This is a genomic window from Ruegeria sp. HKCCD7181 (assembly GCF_057221055.1).
This window is the reverse complement of record NZ_JBWVBC010000001.1, coordinates 207,288-225,824: the sequence shown is the minus strand read 5'-3', so window position 1 is coordinate 225,824 and position 18,537 is coordinate 207,288. Positions and strand designations below refer to the sequence as shown.

At 52.4% G+C, this 18,537-nt stretch carries 12 protein-coding genes and 2 tRNA genes; 6 read left to right on the top strand and 8 right to left on the bottom strand.

The annotated features are described in order from the left end of the window. Window positions 1–21 precede the first annotated feature (21 nt). A complete protein-coding gene (locus AC2TCY_RS01150; protein ID WP_480844921.1) occupies window positions 22–1,194 on the bottom strand; it encodes an MFS transporter in 1,173 nt (390 codons plus the stop codon). 129 nt (window positions 1,195–1,323) lie between these two features. On the opposite strand from AC2TCY_RS01150, the gene AC2TCY_RS01145 reads away from it, so the two are divergent. From AC2TCY_RS01145 to AC2TCY_RS01135, 3 genes are all read left to right on the top strand, one after another. Further along, a complete protein-coding gene (locus tag AC2TCY_RS01145) occupies window positions 1,324–2,478 on the top strand; it encodes a DUF3095 domain-containing protein (protein ID WP_480844919.1) in 1,155 nt (384 codons plus the stop codon). A 65-nt stretch (window positions 2,479–2,543) separates the two neighbouring features. Continuing rightward, a complete protein-coding gene (gene hpaR, locus AC2TCY_RS01140) occupies window positions 2,544–2,978 on the top strand; it encodes a homoprotocatechuate degradation operon regulator HpaR (protein ID WP_480844918.1) in 435 nt (144 codons plus the stop codon). A gap of 353 nt (window positions 2,979–3,331) precedes the next feature. After that, window positions 3,332–3,712, top strand: coding sequence for a shikimate kinase (locus AC2TCY_RS01135; RefSeq protein WP_480844917.1), 381 nt, complete (start codon window positions 3,332–3,334; stop codon window positions 3,710–3,712). Window positions 3,713–3,942: 230 nt separating this feature from the next. On the opposite strand, the gene AC2TCY_RS01130 is transcribed toward AC2TCY_RS01135, so the two are convergent. Both AC2TCY_RS01130 and AC2TCY_RS01125 read right to left on the bottom strand, forming a co-directional pair. After that, window positions 3,943–5,157 carry a winged helix-turn-helix domain-containing protein gene (locus tag AC2TCY_RS01130; protein WP_480844915.1) on the bottom strand — a complete coding sequence of 405 codons (1,215 nt, stop codon included), beginning with the start codon at window positions 5,155–5,157 and terminating at the stop codon, window positions 3,943–3,945. Window positions 5,158–5,161: 4 nt separating this feature from the next. After that, complete coding sequence (locus AC2TCY_RS01125; protein WP_480844913.1) at window positions 5,162–6,187, bottom strand: LacI family DNA-binding transcriptional regulator; 1,026 nt, start codon at window positions 6,185–6,187, stop codon at window positions 5,162–5,164. A gap of 115 nt (window positions 6,188–6,302) precedes the next feature. On the opposite strand from AC2TCY_RS01125, the gene AC2TCY_RS01120 reads away from it, so the two are divergent. From AC2TCY_RS01120 to AC2TCY_RS01110, 3 genes are all read left to right on the top strand, one after another. Then, a tRNA-Arg gene (locus AC2TCY_RS01120) sits at window positions 6,303–6,379 on the top strand. Between the two features lie 112 nt (window positions 6,380–6,491). Then, a tRNA-Thr gene (locus tag AC2TCY_RS01115) sits at window positions 6,492–6,567 on the top strand. 468 nt (window positions 6,568–7,035) lie between these two features. Further along, window positions 7,036–7,962, top strand: coding sequence for a hypothetical protein (locus AC2TCY_RS01110; RefSeq protein WP_480844911.1), 927 nt, complete (start codon window positions 7,036–7,038; stop codon window positions 7,960–7,962). Between the two features lie 170 nt (window positions 7,963–8,132). Here the strand turns inward: AC2TCY_RS01110 and AC2TCY_RS01105 are convergent, their stop codons facing one another. The 5 genes from AC2TCY_RS01105 to AC2TCY_RS01085 form a co-directional block, all read right to left on the bottom strand. After that, window positions 8,133–10,082, bottom strand: a complete 1,950-nt coding sequence (locus AC2TCY_RS01105) for a hypothetical protein (protein WP_480844910.1) — start codon at window positions 10,080–10,082, stop codon at window positions 8,133–8,135. A 268-nt stretch (window positions 10,083–10,350) separates the two neighbouring features. Then, window positions 10,351–12,090, bottom strand: a complete 1,740-nt coding sequence (locus AC2TCY_RS01100) for a M10 family metallopeptidase C-terminal domain-containing protein (protein ID WP_480844909.1) — start codon at window positions 12,088–12,090, stop codon at window positions 10,351–10,353. Between the two features lie 528 nt (window positions 12,091–12,618). Beyond that, a complete protein-coding gene (locus AC2TCY_RS01095) occupies window positions 12,619–14,571 on the bottom strand; it encodes an HAD family hydrolase (protein WP_480844907.1) in 1,953 nt (650 codons plus the stop codon). Next, window positions 14,568–16,328, bottom strand: a complete 1,761-nt coding sequence (locus AC2TCY_RS01090) for a glycosyltransferase (RefSeq protein WP_480844906.1) — start codon at window positions 16,326–16,328, stop codon at window positions 14,568–14,570. The genes AC2TCY_RS01095 and AC2TCY_RS01090 overlap by 4 nt, the downstream gene beginning before the upstream one ends. A gap of 363 nt (window positions 16,329–16,691) precedes the next feature. Then, entirely contained in the window at window positions 16,692–18,461 is a 1,770-nt protein-coding gene (locus tag AC2TCY_RS01085; RefSeq protein WP_480844905.1) for an ABC transporter ATP-binding protein, read from the bottom strand. Window positions 18,462–18,537 lie beyond the last annotated feature (76 nt).

Here is an 18,537-nt window from a genome sequence, read left to right as displayed (position 1 = left end):
CCTATCAGATTCTGACGAAAGTCAGTCTATGCTGTCGCGGCTGAACAGGTAGATTACACAGCCAATACCCAGAGTTACGGCAAAAAAGCCGAATATGGCTGTGTAGGGTGCGGTCGGGCCTATGTCCACCGTGGCCGCATGAATGCGCCCGGTCGCGAATTGCGCGAGCCCAACCCCACCGATACCAAACAGGTTCAACAAGGTCACACCGCGTCCAACCAGATGCGGAGGGATGAATGCGCGACCATGGGCCATGATGACCGGGAAAGAGGCGCCGGTGAAGCCGATCACGGCCAGCAACAGAACCGAAATCCAACCTGCTTCGCTGATCCACAGGCACAGCATCACCAACGCCAGAACACCAAGTGCATTACCGCCGAAGATGACCCATTTGCGCGTTCTCAGAAAGCGATCCAATGGACCGTAGGCAAAAGTTCCCGCAATCATCGCGGCGCCCATAACCAGCGTGGCCTTACCAATCTGAGAGGTATCGAGCGAAAAAACGTCCCCGAGATAAGGGCCGGCCCATAATCCGCGCAGTGCGCCTGATGGGGCGTAAGCGACGAACATCAGGGGCAGGATCGTCCACAGCGCTGGCTCTTTCAACAAGTCCAGAAGCGATCCTTTGTGTTCGGTCTCAACCCGTTTGGGGTCGTGCACCGTGAACCAGATACCAACGGAAACGCTGGCCGAGATAATAGCCAAACCCATCAGTGTGGCTCGCCAGCCGATCCATTCGACGGCAAGCGCTGTGGGATATGACGCGACCAGATTGCCCACCGAACCGACGCCCAGCATCACTGCCGCCAACGTGGCGAATTTTTTCGGCGGAAACTCACGCGCGAAGATGAAATACGATGCCATCAATACAGGCGAACAGCCGATTCCGATCAAGGCCATGGCAAGACTGATATGGGCCGGGCTCGTCGCCACCGCGAATAGGCCGGCGCCTCCTGCGCCGCCGATCAGTAGCAGTACAGCTGCGCTGCGCCGCGGTCCGACTCGGTCCAGTGCCCAGCCCACCGGGATCTGCATGGCAGCAAACACCAGAAACCAAAGGCCCGAAGCAAAAGCCAGGTCTTCGGGTGTGGCGCCGATATCGCGACCCAAATCAGCCGTCAGAACTGCGAGGAACGCGCGAAAAAACTGGCTGAGGACATACGCCAGGCACAAAATCACCAAACCTGCCTGCATCGCTTTCCTCCTCGGCGGAATGCTTGGCACGTCCCGATGGCACATACAAGCGTGCGTGATATGTTGCATGGGCGGAAACTATTTACGATTGGACTATCTCTTCTGCAGATCAAATATTTTGGGGGGGCAATGACCACCGCCGTTAATGACTTTTATGCCTCTGTTCCAGTTTTGGACGATTTCCTTCGCCTGAGTGATCCAGCAAAGTTTACTGCATTGCCAGACGATTGGGTGGTCGGAGTAGCCGACATCGTCGACTCGACTGGCGAGATCGCGCGGGGCCGCTATAAAACCGTAAATATGGTCGGTGCAGCCGTGATCTCGGGTATGATCAACGCATTGGGCGGCCGTTCTTTTCCCTATGTCTTTGGCGGCGATGGCGCCGCCTTTGCCGTTCCCGCGGCAGATTCTGAACGGGCTCGCGAAACACTTGCGCAGTTGCGCAGCTGGGCCGAGGCTGAATTCGCGATGCCTTTGCGCGCTGCCTTGGTTTCTGTTTCCGAAATCCGTGCCGCAAGACGCGATCTGCGTGTTGCGCGTTATGCGCCGTCATCCGGAGTAGATTATGCTATGTTTTCCGGAGGCGGGTTAGCCTGGGCTGAAGCTGAGATGAAGGCCGGTCAGTTCGTCGTGCCACCCGCTGGATCCGATGCGCAACCGGACCTGACAGGGTTGTCATGCCGCTGGTCGAACAGCCCGGCCCAGCATGGTCAGATCGTATCTCTGGTCATACAACCTGCATTAGACTCTGATGAGAAGGCTTTTGCAGAATTATCCCAGTCGATACTGACGATGTCAGAAGCGCTTGACCGGGCGGGTCACCCGGTACCCGCCAACGGTCCTCCGATCTCGTGGCCGCCGCCGGGTGTCGACATCGACGCACATGTTTCGCGGGCGGGGCGCAATCTGTTGGTGCATAAATTGCGTTTGTTGGGTGAGAACCTTTTGATCGGTTTACTATTCTGGACCGGACTGCGTTTGGGGAAGTTCGAACCAGAACACTACAGACGTATGGTCAGCCGAAACGCGGATTTCCGCAAATTCGATGATGGGCTCAAGATGACGCTGGATTGCGATCCGGTGACACTAGCTCAGATCAAGCAGATGCTTGAAGCGGCCCAGGATGATGGAAGTATCCGGTACGGCTTGCACGCTCAGCAAGAGGCGATGATGACGTGTTTTGTGCCTTCGGCCATGCAGGACGACCATGTTCATTTTGTCGACGGCGCCTCGGGTGGGTATGCGCGGGCCGCCGCGATGATGCGGGGTCGGGTCAAGCACTGAGCCGAAAATGCAGAGTACATTCAACGACTGGTTGCAAGGTTCGGGAAATTCGGCAAAAGTTCAGTATGACCGACGAACTTCCTTTAATGTCCCGATCTTTACCGATCGCCTTGTTACGCGGACGGGAAAAGGTCATGGGGCCCATTCGGGCCATGTTGGCTGATGCTGGCGTCACTGAACAACAGTGGCGTGTGCTGCGCGTGTTAATTGAAAACGGGCCGCAAGAACCCACGCAGATTGCTGATAAAGCCTGCCTTTTGCTACCCAGCCTGACGCGTATTCTGAAAAAGCTCGAAGAAAAAGACCTGATTGCTCGGCGTTCGGACACCGAAGATCGTCGGCGACAAATTGTTGAAATCAGTGACAAGGGCCATCAGATCATCGAGGCCAACCTGTCTGCCAGCATTGAACAAGCTGAACGTATCCGAGTGCAGATGGGCGCCGAGCGTCATGAGATGTTGCTGGACCTTCTGGGCGATCTGTACAAGCTGGACATTTAGGTCGGGCCCGTCAGTCTCTCAGCACACTCGGTCCCGACGACGCGTATTGTTGTGCGACCGTAGTGCCGAACTTTGTGCACTATAATACACGCTCGGCTCAAAGTTATGGGTGCGTCGGTCGGACCGTCTGAATCAAAACAGCTGCGGAGTGAGAAATAATCCGCCAAATATCCCTGTTCAGAGTCTGGGTAAACTGGTTGGCGCGCGTGTGCGCAAAGCGCAGCAGACATGCGGTATGTCCCGCAGAGTTCTCTCTGAAAAGTCTGGAATTTAGCCCCGTTACCTTGCTCAGTTGGAGACCGGAGAGGGTAATATTTCGATCGGATTGCTGCAACGCGGAGCGCATCTTAGAAATGTACCGTTGTGCCGACGAAAACGTAAAGAAAACTGCACGCAACCTTCTGCATTCAAGTCCAATCAATGACGTTCGAACTGGGCGCATTTGCCTGATCGGTCTGCGTGGCGCCGGGAAATCGACACTGAGCGCGTGGCTGAGCACTAAACTGAAGCTTCCCTTTGTTGAATTGACCGACGTGATCGAAGAGATGGCCGGGATGCCCCTGTCCGAGATTATGGCCTTCTATGGTCAGGATGGGTATCGCAGGCTTGAATCGCAAACCCTAGACAGAGTCATTGCGACCCATGGTCAACTGATTTTGGCAGTAGCGGGAGGGATCGTGGCCGAGCCAGCGACATATGATACTCTGCTCTGTCAGTTTCACACGATCTGGTAACGCGCGTCTCCGGCTGAGCATATGTCACGGGTCCGGGCGCGGGGGGATGAGCGACCCATGGCCGGAAATCCCGCAGCACTGGCACAATTGAAATCGATCTTGACCAGTCGCGAGGCCATGTATGGTCGCGCCACTGCGCGGCTGGATAGTTCTGTCAGTCCCTTGAGAGTTCTTTGCGGCAGGCGCAGGAATTGATCAGAAACCTAAAATTATTACCGCTAAGATAGAGTCTATTTCGGTAGTTTCTGCCAGTTGTCTTCAAAAATAACGTTTTCCAGTCCTGTGAACTTCCTGACTCTTTCCAGTTCAGATTCCAGTCGTCTGGTCCGAGCGTCGGACCAACGAACGGAATTTTCGGGCCACAGGGCTTTCACGCGCAGCTCGCCGCAATCGCGATGTGCTTTCATGTCAATCCGTCCCACCAAACGGTCGCCTTCTAGCAATGGAAAGACGTAGTATCCGTAAGTTCGTTTGGGTGCGGGAACAAAGACCTCGATGCGGTAATGAAACCCGAACAGGCGCTCGGCCCTTTGTCGATCGCGCAGCATAGGATCAAATGGGCTCAGCACCCTGATCCGACCGGGTGCAGCCGGTAAGGTTTCGGCCTCAGCTGCGAGTCCCGGTCGTGCAAACAGTTTCCGGATTCGGCCATCCGCGCATTCGATACATATCTCCTCCAATTCTCCCCGTGTTAGAGCCGTATTGCACCAAGACCTGGCCTCTGCCGGGCTGACTGTATCCCAGAAGGAAGCTAATTCGCCCGAGGTCGCAAAGCCGAGGCGATCCATTGCCGCGTTGCACAGCCAATCCAAAGTTTCAGCCGGGTTGCAAGGCTGGTTGCCTGGGCAAAGGTGGTGTTCAATCACACGTTCCGTAAGATCATACCGTTTTTGAAAACCCTCCCGGCCGATTACGGTCAGAGCACCCGATCGCCACAGATATTCCAAAGCTGTCTTCGAGGGATGCCAATCCCACCAACCGCCTGAACCTTTCCGTTCATCCTTACCGACATCGGAAGAGCTTACTGGCCCATGGTCACGAATGTGTTGGAGTACGGCTTCGAATTGTTTTTCATACCCATCCCGCCGCCAGTTCTTCCATCTGGCCTTCAACACATCCGCGTCGCGGCGAAAACGCAGATGCCAATGGGGATAGAACTCCATCGGAATGACGGCTGCATCATGGGTCCAGTGCTCGAACAACGCTTTGTCGCGCTCGTACAGTCGTTTCAGGTTGCTGGCGCGATAGGAGGGCCTGCGCGAATACAGGATCATGTCATGGGCACGCGCGACGGTATTGATGCTGTCCAGTTGCACAAAGCCCAAACGGTGGATCAGATCCAGTAGATCCGCGTTTTTTGCACCCCCGGACGGAGGTTCCAGCAATGCGTGACGCTGCATGAACACGGCGCGCGCCGCACGGTTGTTCAGCTTCGGCAACGACAAAGGGTCAGCGCCGTTTCAGCGTGTCACCGTAGCTGATCTTGGGGGTCAGAGTGACGCGCGCATCAACCTCGGCATCCGGGTCTTGCAGTTGTGCAGCGATGATCTCGGCCGCTTTGCGTCCGATCTCAAGCCGACAGGCATCCATCGTGGCCAATTTACGTGGCAGCCCCTGCAACAGCTCGACATTGTTAAAACCTGCCAGACCGATTTGGCCGGGTACATCAATGCCCTGGTCCAGCAGATACAGTAAGCCGCCAGCGCCAATCATGTCATTAGAATAATAAAGAAAATCCAATTCAGGCGAACGATCCAGCATCGCCTTCGTCATCTCGCGGCCCTTGGCGAGCGCAGAGCCGCCCGAGTAAAACTCGCGGTCTTCGATCTCGACCCCGTGCTTGCCCAGCACTTCAGTAAAGCCCTCGAACCGCTTTCGCGCGCGGTGATCCAAAGGCATCTTGGTTCCCATAAAGCCGATATGCTCGTATCCGGCTTTGAGTATAGCCTGAGCCATCTCGCGCCCTGCGCGACGGTGAGAAATACCGACCATCGCATCCACAGGCTTGCCATCTGCATCCATGATTTCGACCACCGGAATGCCAGCTGAATCCAGCATCGCACGCGCAGCGTCCGTGTGTTCCAGCCCTGCGATGATGACACCTGATGGGCGCCACGAGAGCATCTCGTACAGAACCTTCTCTTCTTTCTCGGGCAGGTAATCGGTGACACCGACCACGGGCTGTAACTCCGTATCCTCCAGCACCTGGTTGACGCCCGTTAGGACCTCGGGAAACACCATGTTCGACAGGGAAGGGATGATGACCGCGACCAGGTTTACCCGGCTGGATGCCAGCGCCCCTGCGATCTTGTTCGGCACGTAGCCAAGTTCCTTGGCAGCGGCCAGCACCCGGGTCCGCGTTGCGTCTGAAACGTCGCCCCGGTTTCGCAGTACTCGGCTGACAGTCATTTCCGACACTCCGGATGCTTCCGAGACATCACGAAGGGTAAGTGGGCGTTTTGTTTCTGTTGTCACCGGGAATACCTGCGTTGTTGTTTTGCCTGATGGTAGCGTGAACAGGGCAATCTTTACAACTGTTGTGCAAAGGCAATGACAAGCCCAGAAAACCCGTTTACAGAAGGCGGCGCGCGGCCCCGTGGCTCAACTGGATAGAGCAGCCCCCTCCTAAGGGGCAGGTTGCAGGTTCGAATCCTGCCGGGGTCGCCAACTCTGGCGCACCGGACACTTGCGCGCGGCTGCCCAACCGTCTAAACGACCTATCGCATCGTTGCCTCACCGGGCTTGTGCTCTGGCAGGGCACATAGCCGCGACAAAGGGTGCCTCAATAGCTCAGCTGGTAGAGCAGGTCCTTCGTAAGGACAAGGTCGGGGGTTCGAGTCCCTCTTGAGGCACCATTTCGTCAGACGTGTAGAGGAACTTCAACTTCTTGAAGGTTAAGGTTGTTCCTCAGCTCGAAATCCTTCGTTCGTACAAATTTTCAACGGCAGAAAGCACTAGTCGCCGGACTAGGCCTTTCATCCCACAAGTTTTTCTAAGTATTGTGAGGGCTTGTGAGAAACGACATTGAAAGCTTGGACGTATTATCGAACTATCCTTCGTTAACGATCAGATTGGCGATCTTGCCTTCCAGCTTTGCTGCTTTCGAGCGCAGTTCGGGGATTTGGCCTTCGCTTGCTAGTTCAAATTCCTTCCGAATGGCTCGCGGCGAGTTGTTTGGAAGTGAGTCCACTTCTGTATCAATGCCTCAGTCTAAGTTGATGCCGACGGGCCACTTGGTGGGGCATCGAACGATGTTTACCTGATATGAACACTGCGCTATGTAGCGGCGGTCAAAATTCTCCAAAACTGAACGGGAAAATGCCATGGCTTTCAGTCTTCGTTCCCCTTTCCTTTCCACATGGCGATCCAGAAAACCCCGGCGAGCAATAGTACATTGTGGGTTGCATAAAACCGGCAGCACTTTTTTGCAGGCCGCATGCAGAACGCACGCGACGGAGATGTCAGGCAAAGGTGTTCATTTCGAAGTTGTCACGCCTTATCCTGCGCACCACAGTCTGGCGTGGTCGATATTGCGCGGGGAGTATGACGGCCTGAAAGAAGCCGTTGATGGGATGCCAGGACACTGTACAGACCTATTTATTTCTTCTGAGGAATTCGAAAACCTGCTATGTGATTTGGAGTCCGCAAAACGTTTGGATGAAAAACTCTTCAGTCTGGGGTTTGACGAAGTGGAATACCTATTCGTGTTGCGAGAGGCTGGGGTGCGCTTTGCGTCTGTTATGGCCGAGATGTGCAAACACGGCGTGTACCTTGATTGGTTTCAGTCTTTTTCTTCGGTTATGCAGGCGGGATATTTATTTGTTCCAAGGTCAGGGAGCCAAACTGATGGGATTCCAAAAGGATGGAACTTTATTTTTGACTACAACTCGCATATTTCGGTGTTTTCCGAGTATACGAAAGGGAAGACTCGGGTAATCCCTTTTAACGGAGGTGGGCCCTTTCCTGGTGCAGAAATTATTCAGCAATTAGTTGGGGCGGAAACTGGCAAGTGGATTGATGAAGGCAGCGATATTGAAAAATGGAGAAACGCAAGCAAAGATGCCGCCTTTCAAGAAATAGCTTACAAAGAAAACCTTAACTCCTTGATTGCTGCTGAATCATTTGTTTCAAAAGAAATGACGCGCTCGATAGATGCGAGATTTCCAAATCATCATGTCCGACGGGAGCTTTGCGAGAAAATTCGACTCCGCTTTCCAATAAATGATGCGATTTTTTCGAACTACCGGTAGCAGGGGCGCTGAATCGGATTTGTTTGTGTACGCAATGAGCTCGCCAGCCGATGCGAAAGTATTCCCAGCTTACCGCGAGCAGACGGAAGCACACTGATGCTTGGGTTGAGGTCTGATATGTGCTTATGACGAGCGCACAATTGGCTATTGCGCACAAATCTAAGCAGGGTTCAGATTTCGGGTAAGTTCTTTCGTCTTCTGAAGAAATTCACTCGCGCCCGCCCGAGTTTTCCAAGTGTGGTTACGTAAGCCTCCGGCCATGAGCTACGCTTCAGGTTATTGTAGTGAGAGCTTCGTTCGCCAATCATTGTCAGGCTTTCGCCGATATCATCCCCAACTCCCGAAAAGACCCGGATGTTGCGGAATCGGTGCGCATCCTGCTTCGATGGGTTCTCCATGAAATCCCAGAAATCACCGGCATCATATTTTTTGCTTAGTTCTCTGATTTCTTCGTACGGCAGTTTTTCCAGGAGTCCTTCGATCGCACGATAAGCCCCGTTTTGTATGTGTCGAGCTAAATCCATTGTGGTGCGTTCCGAGGCAGATATTTCATACTTGAGCCAAGTGAACTGGTCTTCTTTAGGAGAAACGGAGTATAAGCTGCCGTGGTCGGCTGAAAAAAGAAACTCTATCAGATCCCGGTAGCGGTCCAGCATTTTCGCTTGATATGTATTCAACCCATTTCGACACAAAAAGGCCTCGTGCTTGCGTTCCTTACACTCGAGGATGTCAATTGCGTCCTCGCTTGTTCCGACGTAGAAACCAATGACATTTTGGTTCCCCATCAAGCATTCTTCGATTGAGTCTTGAAGACTACCGCGCCACCCCAAGTCGATCAGACCGTTTAATTGTTCAGACGGGAAAGTTTCGTCATAATAGTCCTTAATGGTTTGCAACTCGGGAAGAAAACTGCGTTGAAGAGGTTCAGAGCTTTCTGAAAGAGCGCGAAGAAACGCTTTCCGTGTTTTTCGAGTGAGGGTTGCGTTGAGGTCAAATCCCAAGTCTTGAAAATGAGTCTTTAATGATTGGGACGTCCTCGACTTGAAAAGAAACTCGGAGATTGTCTTTGAGCCTTCCAGTGTCCTATGAAAAAAGTTCGCTATTGTCCTAGAATCCAAAGCAGTGGAGGGCAACGTTGTCATGCGTCGCGATGCCGCCACGTATGTCGTTGACCAACCATGTGGGTGCAAAAGGTCGAACACTCTTTTTATGAATTTCCCATCTCGTGCCAGGAAAGCGAGATGTTGGATATTATGTCTGCTCGCATTGTCGGACAGCCAAACACAAAAAGCGGTTACAAATGGTGCGAGGACAGTAGCTCCAATTGCTTCAAAATACTTATCTTCACTAAAGTGGCTGATGTCGGCGCTTTCGAGATCTGAGCACTCCTCTTCTAGGAATTGCGCCGCGAATGCCTGTGTCAAGGGATGTTTCCCATGCCGAAGGAACGTTCCTTCAACTGCAGCTTTTTTGCGGTCTTGGGTGCATTCTCTCGGTATAACGTAATGGGTCGCGAAGTTCATGCGTCCAGGTATTTGAATGTCATCACGCCAATTGCTCCCGATGTGCATAATTTCGGCTGGTCGTGCCTTGAAATGACTTGCAGCGAGGTCAAAGGCATTTCCCTGGCGTTTGGTTTTTTGTGTCTCGCTGGAAAGAAACAGCTTTTCGTACCCTGTGACACCGGCGTTGTTAAGGAGCTCCTCTATGACCGTTGCGGGAAGGTAGGTGTCAGATGTGATGACATAACGCCCGCCGGTCGATTCGACGTGGTCCAAGAAATTGCGCCCGAAAACCGACAGTTTTGTCGCGCGTTTCTCAGCGGCGACTTCCTTGCTCATGAGTAATTTTTTTTCTGCCTCGCTGCAGCGCACCAACAGACGGAAATTGTCGTAGATTTCGTTCAGGGTGATTTCGTCCCTACCGGCGTTGGCGGCAAGGCGCCTGGCGAGTTTTTCGGCTTGAATACGGTAATCCGCAAAGTCCTCAGTGATCTTGCCCACATCTGAATCGCCCTCCATGCCGACAAAAACATCGGTCGGTGTTTTTGTGAGCCGAAAGACAAGTGTTCCAAAAACATCCACTGAAAAATGAGTGATTTGGGGGTGGGGCGGGAACAATGAGGTATGACCTTTTGTGGAACCGGGGATGGGATGTTCTCTATCCCACAAAAGGTTCAATTATCCAATGAATTTAGGATCAAAGCTATTACGACCGTCTTGATCCGCCCAGTTGCGCTGAACCAGATGTGCGCCATAACGCGACCGGCTGGAAACAAATCAAGCCCGGCCCGGATACCGGACAAGGCTTGAATTCCGAGTTCAGTTGCATCTGATAGCTCAGCCCGGCGGGAAACCTGACCGTGCAATGTAGGTCTATCGCGGGTAACTAGATGAACTGGATGTCGTCTAACGTGATATCCAGTGCTGAAATTCCATCCAAATGAATTGTTCCAGATCCGGTGTCTATCAAAGCGCCCGTAGCTGTCGAGCTGATTTGAAGCTCTGCGAAATCCTGAACAATACCGTCCAATCGGATAATGTCTTCTCCTAGCGTGAAATCAGTGATGTGATCAGTTCCGAAATTATCTGCGAAGACGAACGTATCGGCACCAAACCCGCCGGACAGATTGTCATTTCCTAGACCCCCGACCAGAACGTCGTTGCCGGCTTCACCGTAAAGGAAGTCGTTTCCGTCACCCCCCTGCAAGATGTCATTGTCGGCACCGCCCCATATCCGGTCTGACCCTGTCCCTCCTGACAGAAAATCGTTTCCGTCACCTCCAACAACCCTATCGTTACCGTGATCCCCGTACGCGGTATCCTTGCCTTTGCCTCCGACGAGAAGGTCGTTGTTTTGGCCACCGCGCAGATTGTCGTCTCCGTCGTCACCCCAAATCTTATCGGATCCTGTCCATCCGCGCAGAAAGTCTTTGCCGACTCCTCCAATCAGAAGGTCAGCCCCGCCATCACCGAACAGGGTGTCATTTCCGTTTCCGCCTTTGAGAATATCGTTATCATGGCCTCCGCGTAGAGTGTCATTTCCTGCATCACCCCAAAGGACATCATTGCCGTTCCCGCCCCACAGTTTGTCTGTCCCGCTACCACCCGCCAGGGTATCGGTGCCTTGATTTCCGAACAGGTCGTCGTTGCCAAGACCGCCGACAACAGTATCGTTCCCGGTGCCGCCGTGTAAGGCGTCGTTGCCGGTCAGCCCAAAAACCTTGTCGTGGCCCCCGCTGCCGCGGATATAGTTATTCTGACCGTTGCCATAGACAGTATCATTTCCCTGCCCGGCAATGTAATTCTCAATGTCTGTTCCGCGCATGATGGCCATGTTTCCGATCAGACCAAAAACATCGGAATAGCTTTCACCCTTCAGATCAACGCGTTGGTTTGAGTGGTCGTAGTAAAAGTCGATCGTATCCACGCCGCCATCGTCAACGATAGTAAATGCGACCTGGCCTCCGACAGCCGTGATCTTGTCATAAACACCCCCGGCGTTGGAGTCGTACCCGTATCTTGTATTATTGGTACGGATGTCGTTGGGCTCTCCATAGAGTTGCCAGACCGCAAGGATATCGGCGATCATTGGGGTAATGACGTGAGCGTATGACGCGTTCACACTGGTGTTTTCGTGCTGCGAGAAATACGACATGATGGAAGCTTGCCAACTGTCGTTGTCATAGTGGTTGTCAACACCATATGTCGCGCTGCCGTTGTAGTCTCCGGCGTGCCAAAGCCCAATGGCATGACCAACTTCGTGCAGATAAGTTTGGTGAGAATAGCTATCGTATCCAGTTCCGTAGTACGCAATCCAATCTTTGCCGACATTTACGTGTTGGGCTGAAAAATACAGCGCTGACGCGTCCGATGACCCATAATAAGGCTGCGCGTAGGCTCCGGTGTCATTATCGTCGAAGGTGATCTGCGCCGATGAGCCTACTTTGTAAAAGTTCAGGCCTGTAACGCTCGACCATGTGTCGAGTGCCGTTGAAACGAGGTGCTGAACATAAGGAGCGACACCGTCGTAATTGACTGAGATGTTTTTGGATTCCCATTTCCTTTCGAATCCCGTTGGTGCATAGACTAAGTAATCGGCAATCTGATCGTTGTTGTAGACAACCACAGTCGTTACGTCCTTATTTGTTAATAAGTCTCATGAGAAACAAAAATTGCCCTTCGTTCAGACCGTCCACACGATTAGACGTTATTATCTTTGGAAATTCTCGATTCTGTCTTCAGCGTCACGGTCCGATTTCCACTTGGCTATCAGTCGTATCAAACTGATAACAAGTAACTTTCTGAAGTGCCGGCACAATTTGTCCAAAGTTTGTCGAACTTGCGCAACACTCTGGATTTTTGCCGTTCCGTCATCTTTTTTTTGGCTGCGCTGACCATGGGCGCGGGCCCGGATTCGCCATACGGCTCCACGCCATAGCACAGCTGAAACCAGTTGCAAAATACGGCGACTGACGAGTTGATTTGATGGTTGAGTTTTGAAAGCTCTAATTAGGCTGGCTAGTTTTCTCGGCGGCCAGTGTGGCGCAGTCGATTGGCCTGCGTAGAAAAAAACGCTTCAAATTGGGACTTCGCAATTGATTCAAGGCACTGCTGGGCAAATCATGCTTTGGCGCAGCAATTTGGCCGAACGCAATCAGGAGTTCCTGATGTCAAATGCAGCCTTCCAATACGCCTGTTCTCGGGCTCTGTTTCTTTTTCTTCTGTTGCGTGCATCAGCCACGGGTAGCTTAGGCGCAAGTACAATCCGATCAACATTGCCACCCGGCGAGTCAGAATGAGTAATCTCCGCGAGGTGCTCTATTTGCTCCGCCGACGGGTTCATGGTCATCTCCAGGAAAAACTCTGCCCATATCGGTGTTGAGAGCGTGGCGGGCGAGAACATCTCCAGCAGGAAGCGGTAGTCCTCGACGAACTTGATCACGCCGGCTTGCGCCTTTGCCGCCATGCGCTGATGCTCCTGCTCCTGTTCTCCCTGGGTCTCAAATACAGGCGAAACCTGATCCCCTTCTCGCTTCAGATCGATTGTAGACCCGTGATCAGCCGTCAGTACAAATTCCATCAACTCGACCCCGCCCGAAAGCAGTGCCGTGTTGAATTCGTCATATCGGCCAGAACCGTTCAGCCACCCTTGCATTGGCAATCCCAAGTTTTGATTTGGGTGCACAAAATCCCGATGCAAGCTTACGTAGAAACCTTCGACTCTTTCATATGCTGTCGGGTCGGACAAAGAGTGGGAAAAGCACCTCTGCAGATTGCCGACCCAACCAATATCGATCAGCGCGATACGATCAGAATCTTTTAAAGGGCGATCATAATAGCATCCATAGCTGGCGCGCGTTTCCACGGATTTTCTCAACACATCGGAATGCAGCTCATTCAATATATTAAACAAGCTTTCACGCTGACTGGTGTTTAGTGGTTCCTTGAGGTCGGAAATCCCGCGATCTTTCAGCATTGCCTGGTAGTCACGCGGATTCAAGTTCGCTGCGAAAAAGGCACGTTCAGCGTTCTGGTCTGTCTTACCGCCGATATAGTTCCACGCCCGAACTGGATCCCAATCACGCGTCCCTGTCTTGTACCCAGTTTTGCGTGACATAAAGAAATACTCTGATTCAACGCCAGGCACGGCCGATACTTCGTTGCACATTTCATAGAGCCGCTTCATCAGCCAACCATCCCGCGCCACAAAGAGCGCCCGGTCGATGTTCTTTTCCTTCAACTGCGTCATTAGCCAGCATACGTAGCCAAACAGCATTGGTCCCCAGACCAAATAGCCGATCCGTTCAAGTGGATCTTGCGGCAAGCGTCGGGTTGCCTGAGGCAGCGACAAACCTTCGATGAGAGAGTAGATGAAGTCGCCAGAAAATTCCTGACAGCGTTCGGTGCGAATGTTGTTTACGCTCGGCCAGGTCGCATGAAGTGCGTTTAACCCTGATGCGCGTGCTTGCTTAACATCGGCATGACGATTGTCACCAACATGCAGCCAGCTTGAGTCACGTGACCAACCCTCGGCCTCGGCAACGTGCGTATAGAGTGCACCCGAGTGTTTTGACAGACGTACTTCGCCAGAAACGTAGATTGGATGTGTTTTTGCCTGCTCGTACCCCAAGTCAACCAGCCTGTCCGTAAGCCAGTCGGAAGGAAGATACATGTCGCTTAGGAACGCAATTTTCTTTCCTTCGGACAAAGCCTTTGAATACAGTTCCAGGCCCTCTGCGGAGACATAAAAAACGCGTCTTTCGCAATCAAGTTCCAGCGCCTTTAGCCATTCCGCGATCTCTTGAGGTGCTTCGTTGTCTCGAACCCATTGCTCATAGATCTCGTCAAAGGTGATTTCGCCTTCGCCGCCATGTTTTTGTATCCGGTGATGTCGCGCGTCACTCTCGGCTTGCCAGCGCGATATTGCGAAATTATCAAGCAGATCATGGTGGTACAGACTTCGCTCGTCCTCGAACGCGCGCAGTCTCACCATTTCGAACACGTCAACTGGTGCCTTGGTCAGCCTGTGCAACAGCGTATCGAAGATATCAAAAGAAACGACACTCGATCCCGCGGGAAAATCCTGTGTTGTTCCAGAGTTCGTCACTGTTTGAACCTCAATGCTTTTCTTCGATAATTCAGATCCGAAAGAAACTTGGCCAAGCCGGTTTTCTTCTTCTTGGGCTCATCAAAATTTCTTACAGATGGTGCTGCGTCCGATGCTCCCATCGGGCGCATTTCCATCTTGTCAAATTCAAGGCCCTGTTCTCTCAACAGAATTGCAAGCGGGGCCTGCACGTTTTGATCCTGCGCGGCTTCCCTTAGCCAGCGGTTGCGGAGGTAAGTATTGTAGAGGAGGTGTTTGGATCTGCCGGCTATGACAGTATTACCCAGAGCTCCGGTGGCATTTTGGCGATGATGATAGAACGCCAGCGCCTCTGGGTGGACCCAAACATCATGTGCCATGCAAAAACGCTGATGGAAATCCCAGTCGCCTAGCACTGGAAGAGTTTCGTCGAACATTCCAAGTTCTCGACAAACCTGTAGATCGAAAATGAAGCCAATGGGCGGATACTGGTTTTTAACCAGCATACGGGACAAGTCGATCAATCCCTCCTGAAGTTCATCCTTATCACCTCGTTGCCAGGGCTTAATGTCTTCGATTCTGACGTGATTACCCACCACGGTTTCGCGAACCCAGTTTATGCGCGATACAACGCCCCTTACGGTCGGGAACATGGTGTTCTGCTTCCGCAGGACACCAATTGCCACAGTCAGCATATCAGGCGCCCAGCTGTCATCATCGTCGTGGATCACCGCCAAATCGGTATCCAACCTCAGCAGGCCAGCGTTGCTCGCAGCTTCCATACCCTTGGAGGTTTCGTGATGCAAAACTTGAACGCGCTCATCGTCACCCAGAATGGCTGCGACCAACTCGTTGACTGGTTCGGGCGCGCCTCCGTCGTTAACAACGACCAGTTGCCAATTCGGATATGTCTGGTTCTTTACACTTTCCAGTGCGCGTCGCAACAAAACCGCGCGATCCTTCGTTCGCGTGACGATGCCGACCGAGCAATTCTTGCCATAGATTGAAGTCGGCTTTTCTGCCCGCTTCGCTTTGGTTTCCTTCGCGGGTGAGGTAATTGTTGCCCTGTCCACGAAGACTAGATTGATATCGGTGCGGGCCGCCAAGATATATCTCTGACTGGCCATAAATTCGATCATGGCGTCGGATGTACCTGCCACGTGGTGGTCGGAGGGTTCGACCTGAACAACCACTGGGCGCCATCTGTTCCAGTCAAAATCCTGCAATATCTGTAGATCCAGACCCTCGACGTCAACTGCTAGAAATACCGGAGCCTCATCTTCAAAGTGCTGTTCGACAAGTGTGTTGACGCGCATAGCTGGAACAATACGTACATCGGCTATCCCAACCTTGCCATCTTGCCATTCTTCGACAAAACGCCGATCCAGTGAACTCAGCTCGGATTGATTGGAGATATAGAACTCAATTTTGTCACGATCTTCCGGGGTGATCGCGCAATTAACAATAGTATCGTTGGGCCTTGCGGTGCGCAGAGGCCCGATCAGGTCGTCATTTGCTTCGACGATGACGCCGTGCATCCTTTGCTTACGGCTTAGAAGAAATGTTGCGCTTGTCGCAAAAGGATGATTTCCGCCGATCTCAAGGTATCTCAGTGACTTCAGGTTCGATCCGGTGCGCACGGCCCAAGCTGACAGGAGTGAATCTACAATCACGTCCTCGGCTAGCTGCCCGTATTGTTCGCGCAGTGGAACGTCTATGTCCGGCTTGGGAACCCCCTCTGTCTGGATCAACTCATACAAAAAAGGGTTCAGATGCATTTCTCAACTCCGTGAATATGAACGGACTTCAACTGAGAGCAATCCTGACTAAGGAATATTTCACGCAAACTATTGCTCAATTCAGGGGGACTTTTCCGGTCTGGTAGGGCAATAGTCAACCCCTATTAGTTGCGTCATTCTGGTGTCGTCGACCGTTAACCTTGAGCTACTTCGCGGGTACTATAAAGCTTGCCGCCTCAAGTGTTTCTTTGGTCTCAAATTATTCGACTTTACCAGCGAAACCTGGGTGTCCGGGTAGAAACGATTCACCGTATACTCTCCCGATGGGAGAAATTGCAGAATACCTGGTCAAGAACGGCAGTCTGTGAACTTTGAGATTGTAGCCCGACCTGAAGCGCTGCACTATCCCGTTTCGTGGGTCTTGAATTGTTGGTCGAACAGTTTTTTGAAATTGCCGCCACTTTCCAAAAGTTCGTTTAAATTTCCTTGCTCGACAACTGCGCCGTCCTGAATAACCACGATTTTATCCGCCTCCAACACGGTGGAGAGGCGATGAGCTATCACAAGTACGGTCATCTCTTTGGTCAATGCGTCCAGTGCTTCTTTTACCAAAGATTCCGATTCCGCATCGAGGGCGCTGGTCGCTTCATCCAGCAAAAGAATCTCGGCCTTGCGCAGGATGGCCCGGGCGATTGCCACCCGTTGTTTTTGCCCTCCGGACAAAAATATTCCGTTCTCACCTACCTGTGTCTCATACCCATTAGGTAACTCACTAATGAATCCGTGTGCGTGAGCAGCTTTTGCCGCTGCTATGACTTCTTCGTCAGTGGCGTCCGGTGCGGAACAACGCAGGTTATCCATTACAGAGGTCGAAAACAGAAACGTGTCTTGTCCGACATAGGAAATCTTGCGGCGTAACGATGAAAAACTGACCCCCCTGAGGTCCTGGCCGTCAATTTCGACACTCCCCCGGTCAGGATCGTAGAATCGCATGATCAATCCAAAAATGGTAGATTTTCCACCGCCGGATTGCCCCACCAATGCCGTAGTTTTACCCGCCTCAAAGGTCACGTTCATATCTTCGATCACAGATATGGAACCTTGATATCCAAAGCTGAGATTGCGCAGTTTGATCTCGCCCGGACCTTCAAGCAGATCATGAGAGTCAGGACTTTCCTGCATAGTGTCTTCTTCGTCCAGCAGACCGAACAACAGGCTGACGCCAACCATGAATGTTTCGATTTGAACGCGCATCCGAGAAAGCCGTTTTGCGGGTTCGTACGCCATCAGCAAAGCCGTAATGAACGACATCAACTGTCCTGCTGTTGGTTGCTCGGAGCCCGCTACTCCAATGGTGCTAATGACCAGAACTCCGGCAACAGCCAGCCCCGCCAGAAACTCCATCAAAGGGCTGGCGATTGATTGCAACTTCGCAATATCGTTCGAGCGCTGCTCAACCTTGTGGATAGCCGTATCCATGCGTGTGATCATCCGGTCTTCAAGCGAAAACACCTTGATCACCTTTATTCCCGCCGATGTTTCCTGCAGCACCCGGATGATTTCGGCCAGGGACTTAAACTCGGCCTGCATGATTGAGCGTACTCTTTTCAGAAGTTGGCGAACCCCAAGCATAGCAATCGGCCCAACAACAAAGAACATTACGGACAAAACCGGCTGCTGGTACACCATAACAATGACAAGCCCCACAAGTGTCAGTGCATCGCGAATAAAGCCCGTAACAAGTACGTCGATCAGCCCCCGCGCGGCCTGCGCTCCGTGCGTTGTGCGCATCAAGAGGTTAGAGGATTCATTTTTGCTAAAAAAAGCAATGCCGTGTCTGAGCAGCTTGCGATACAGTTTCTCTTGCTGGGCAGCAACGATCCGGTTGCCAGCGCGGGCAAGAAATACGGCCTGAATGTAAGACGCCACCGCTTTGAGAAAGAACAGTCCAACTACACTTAGGGAAATGACCTTGGCCCAGCCTCGCATTTCGGGGCTGGTCATGGCGTCGACAATATACTCCATCATATAGGCCGAACCGGCGGTAGTTGCCGCAACAACAATCATCGCAACAATTGCGACAAAGTATAACCCGCCCTGAGCGCGAAAGCTTTCACTGACAAGACGGCCCATATAGCCGCTTCGCCATTTGTCCCAGGCAGATTTGATCATCTCTTATCTCCAGAAAAAATCCAGCGCTCGGTCAAGAAGCCCATTTTCGAGTTGGCGTAAAGAACAGATGTCGAGT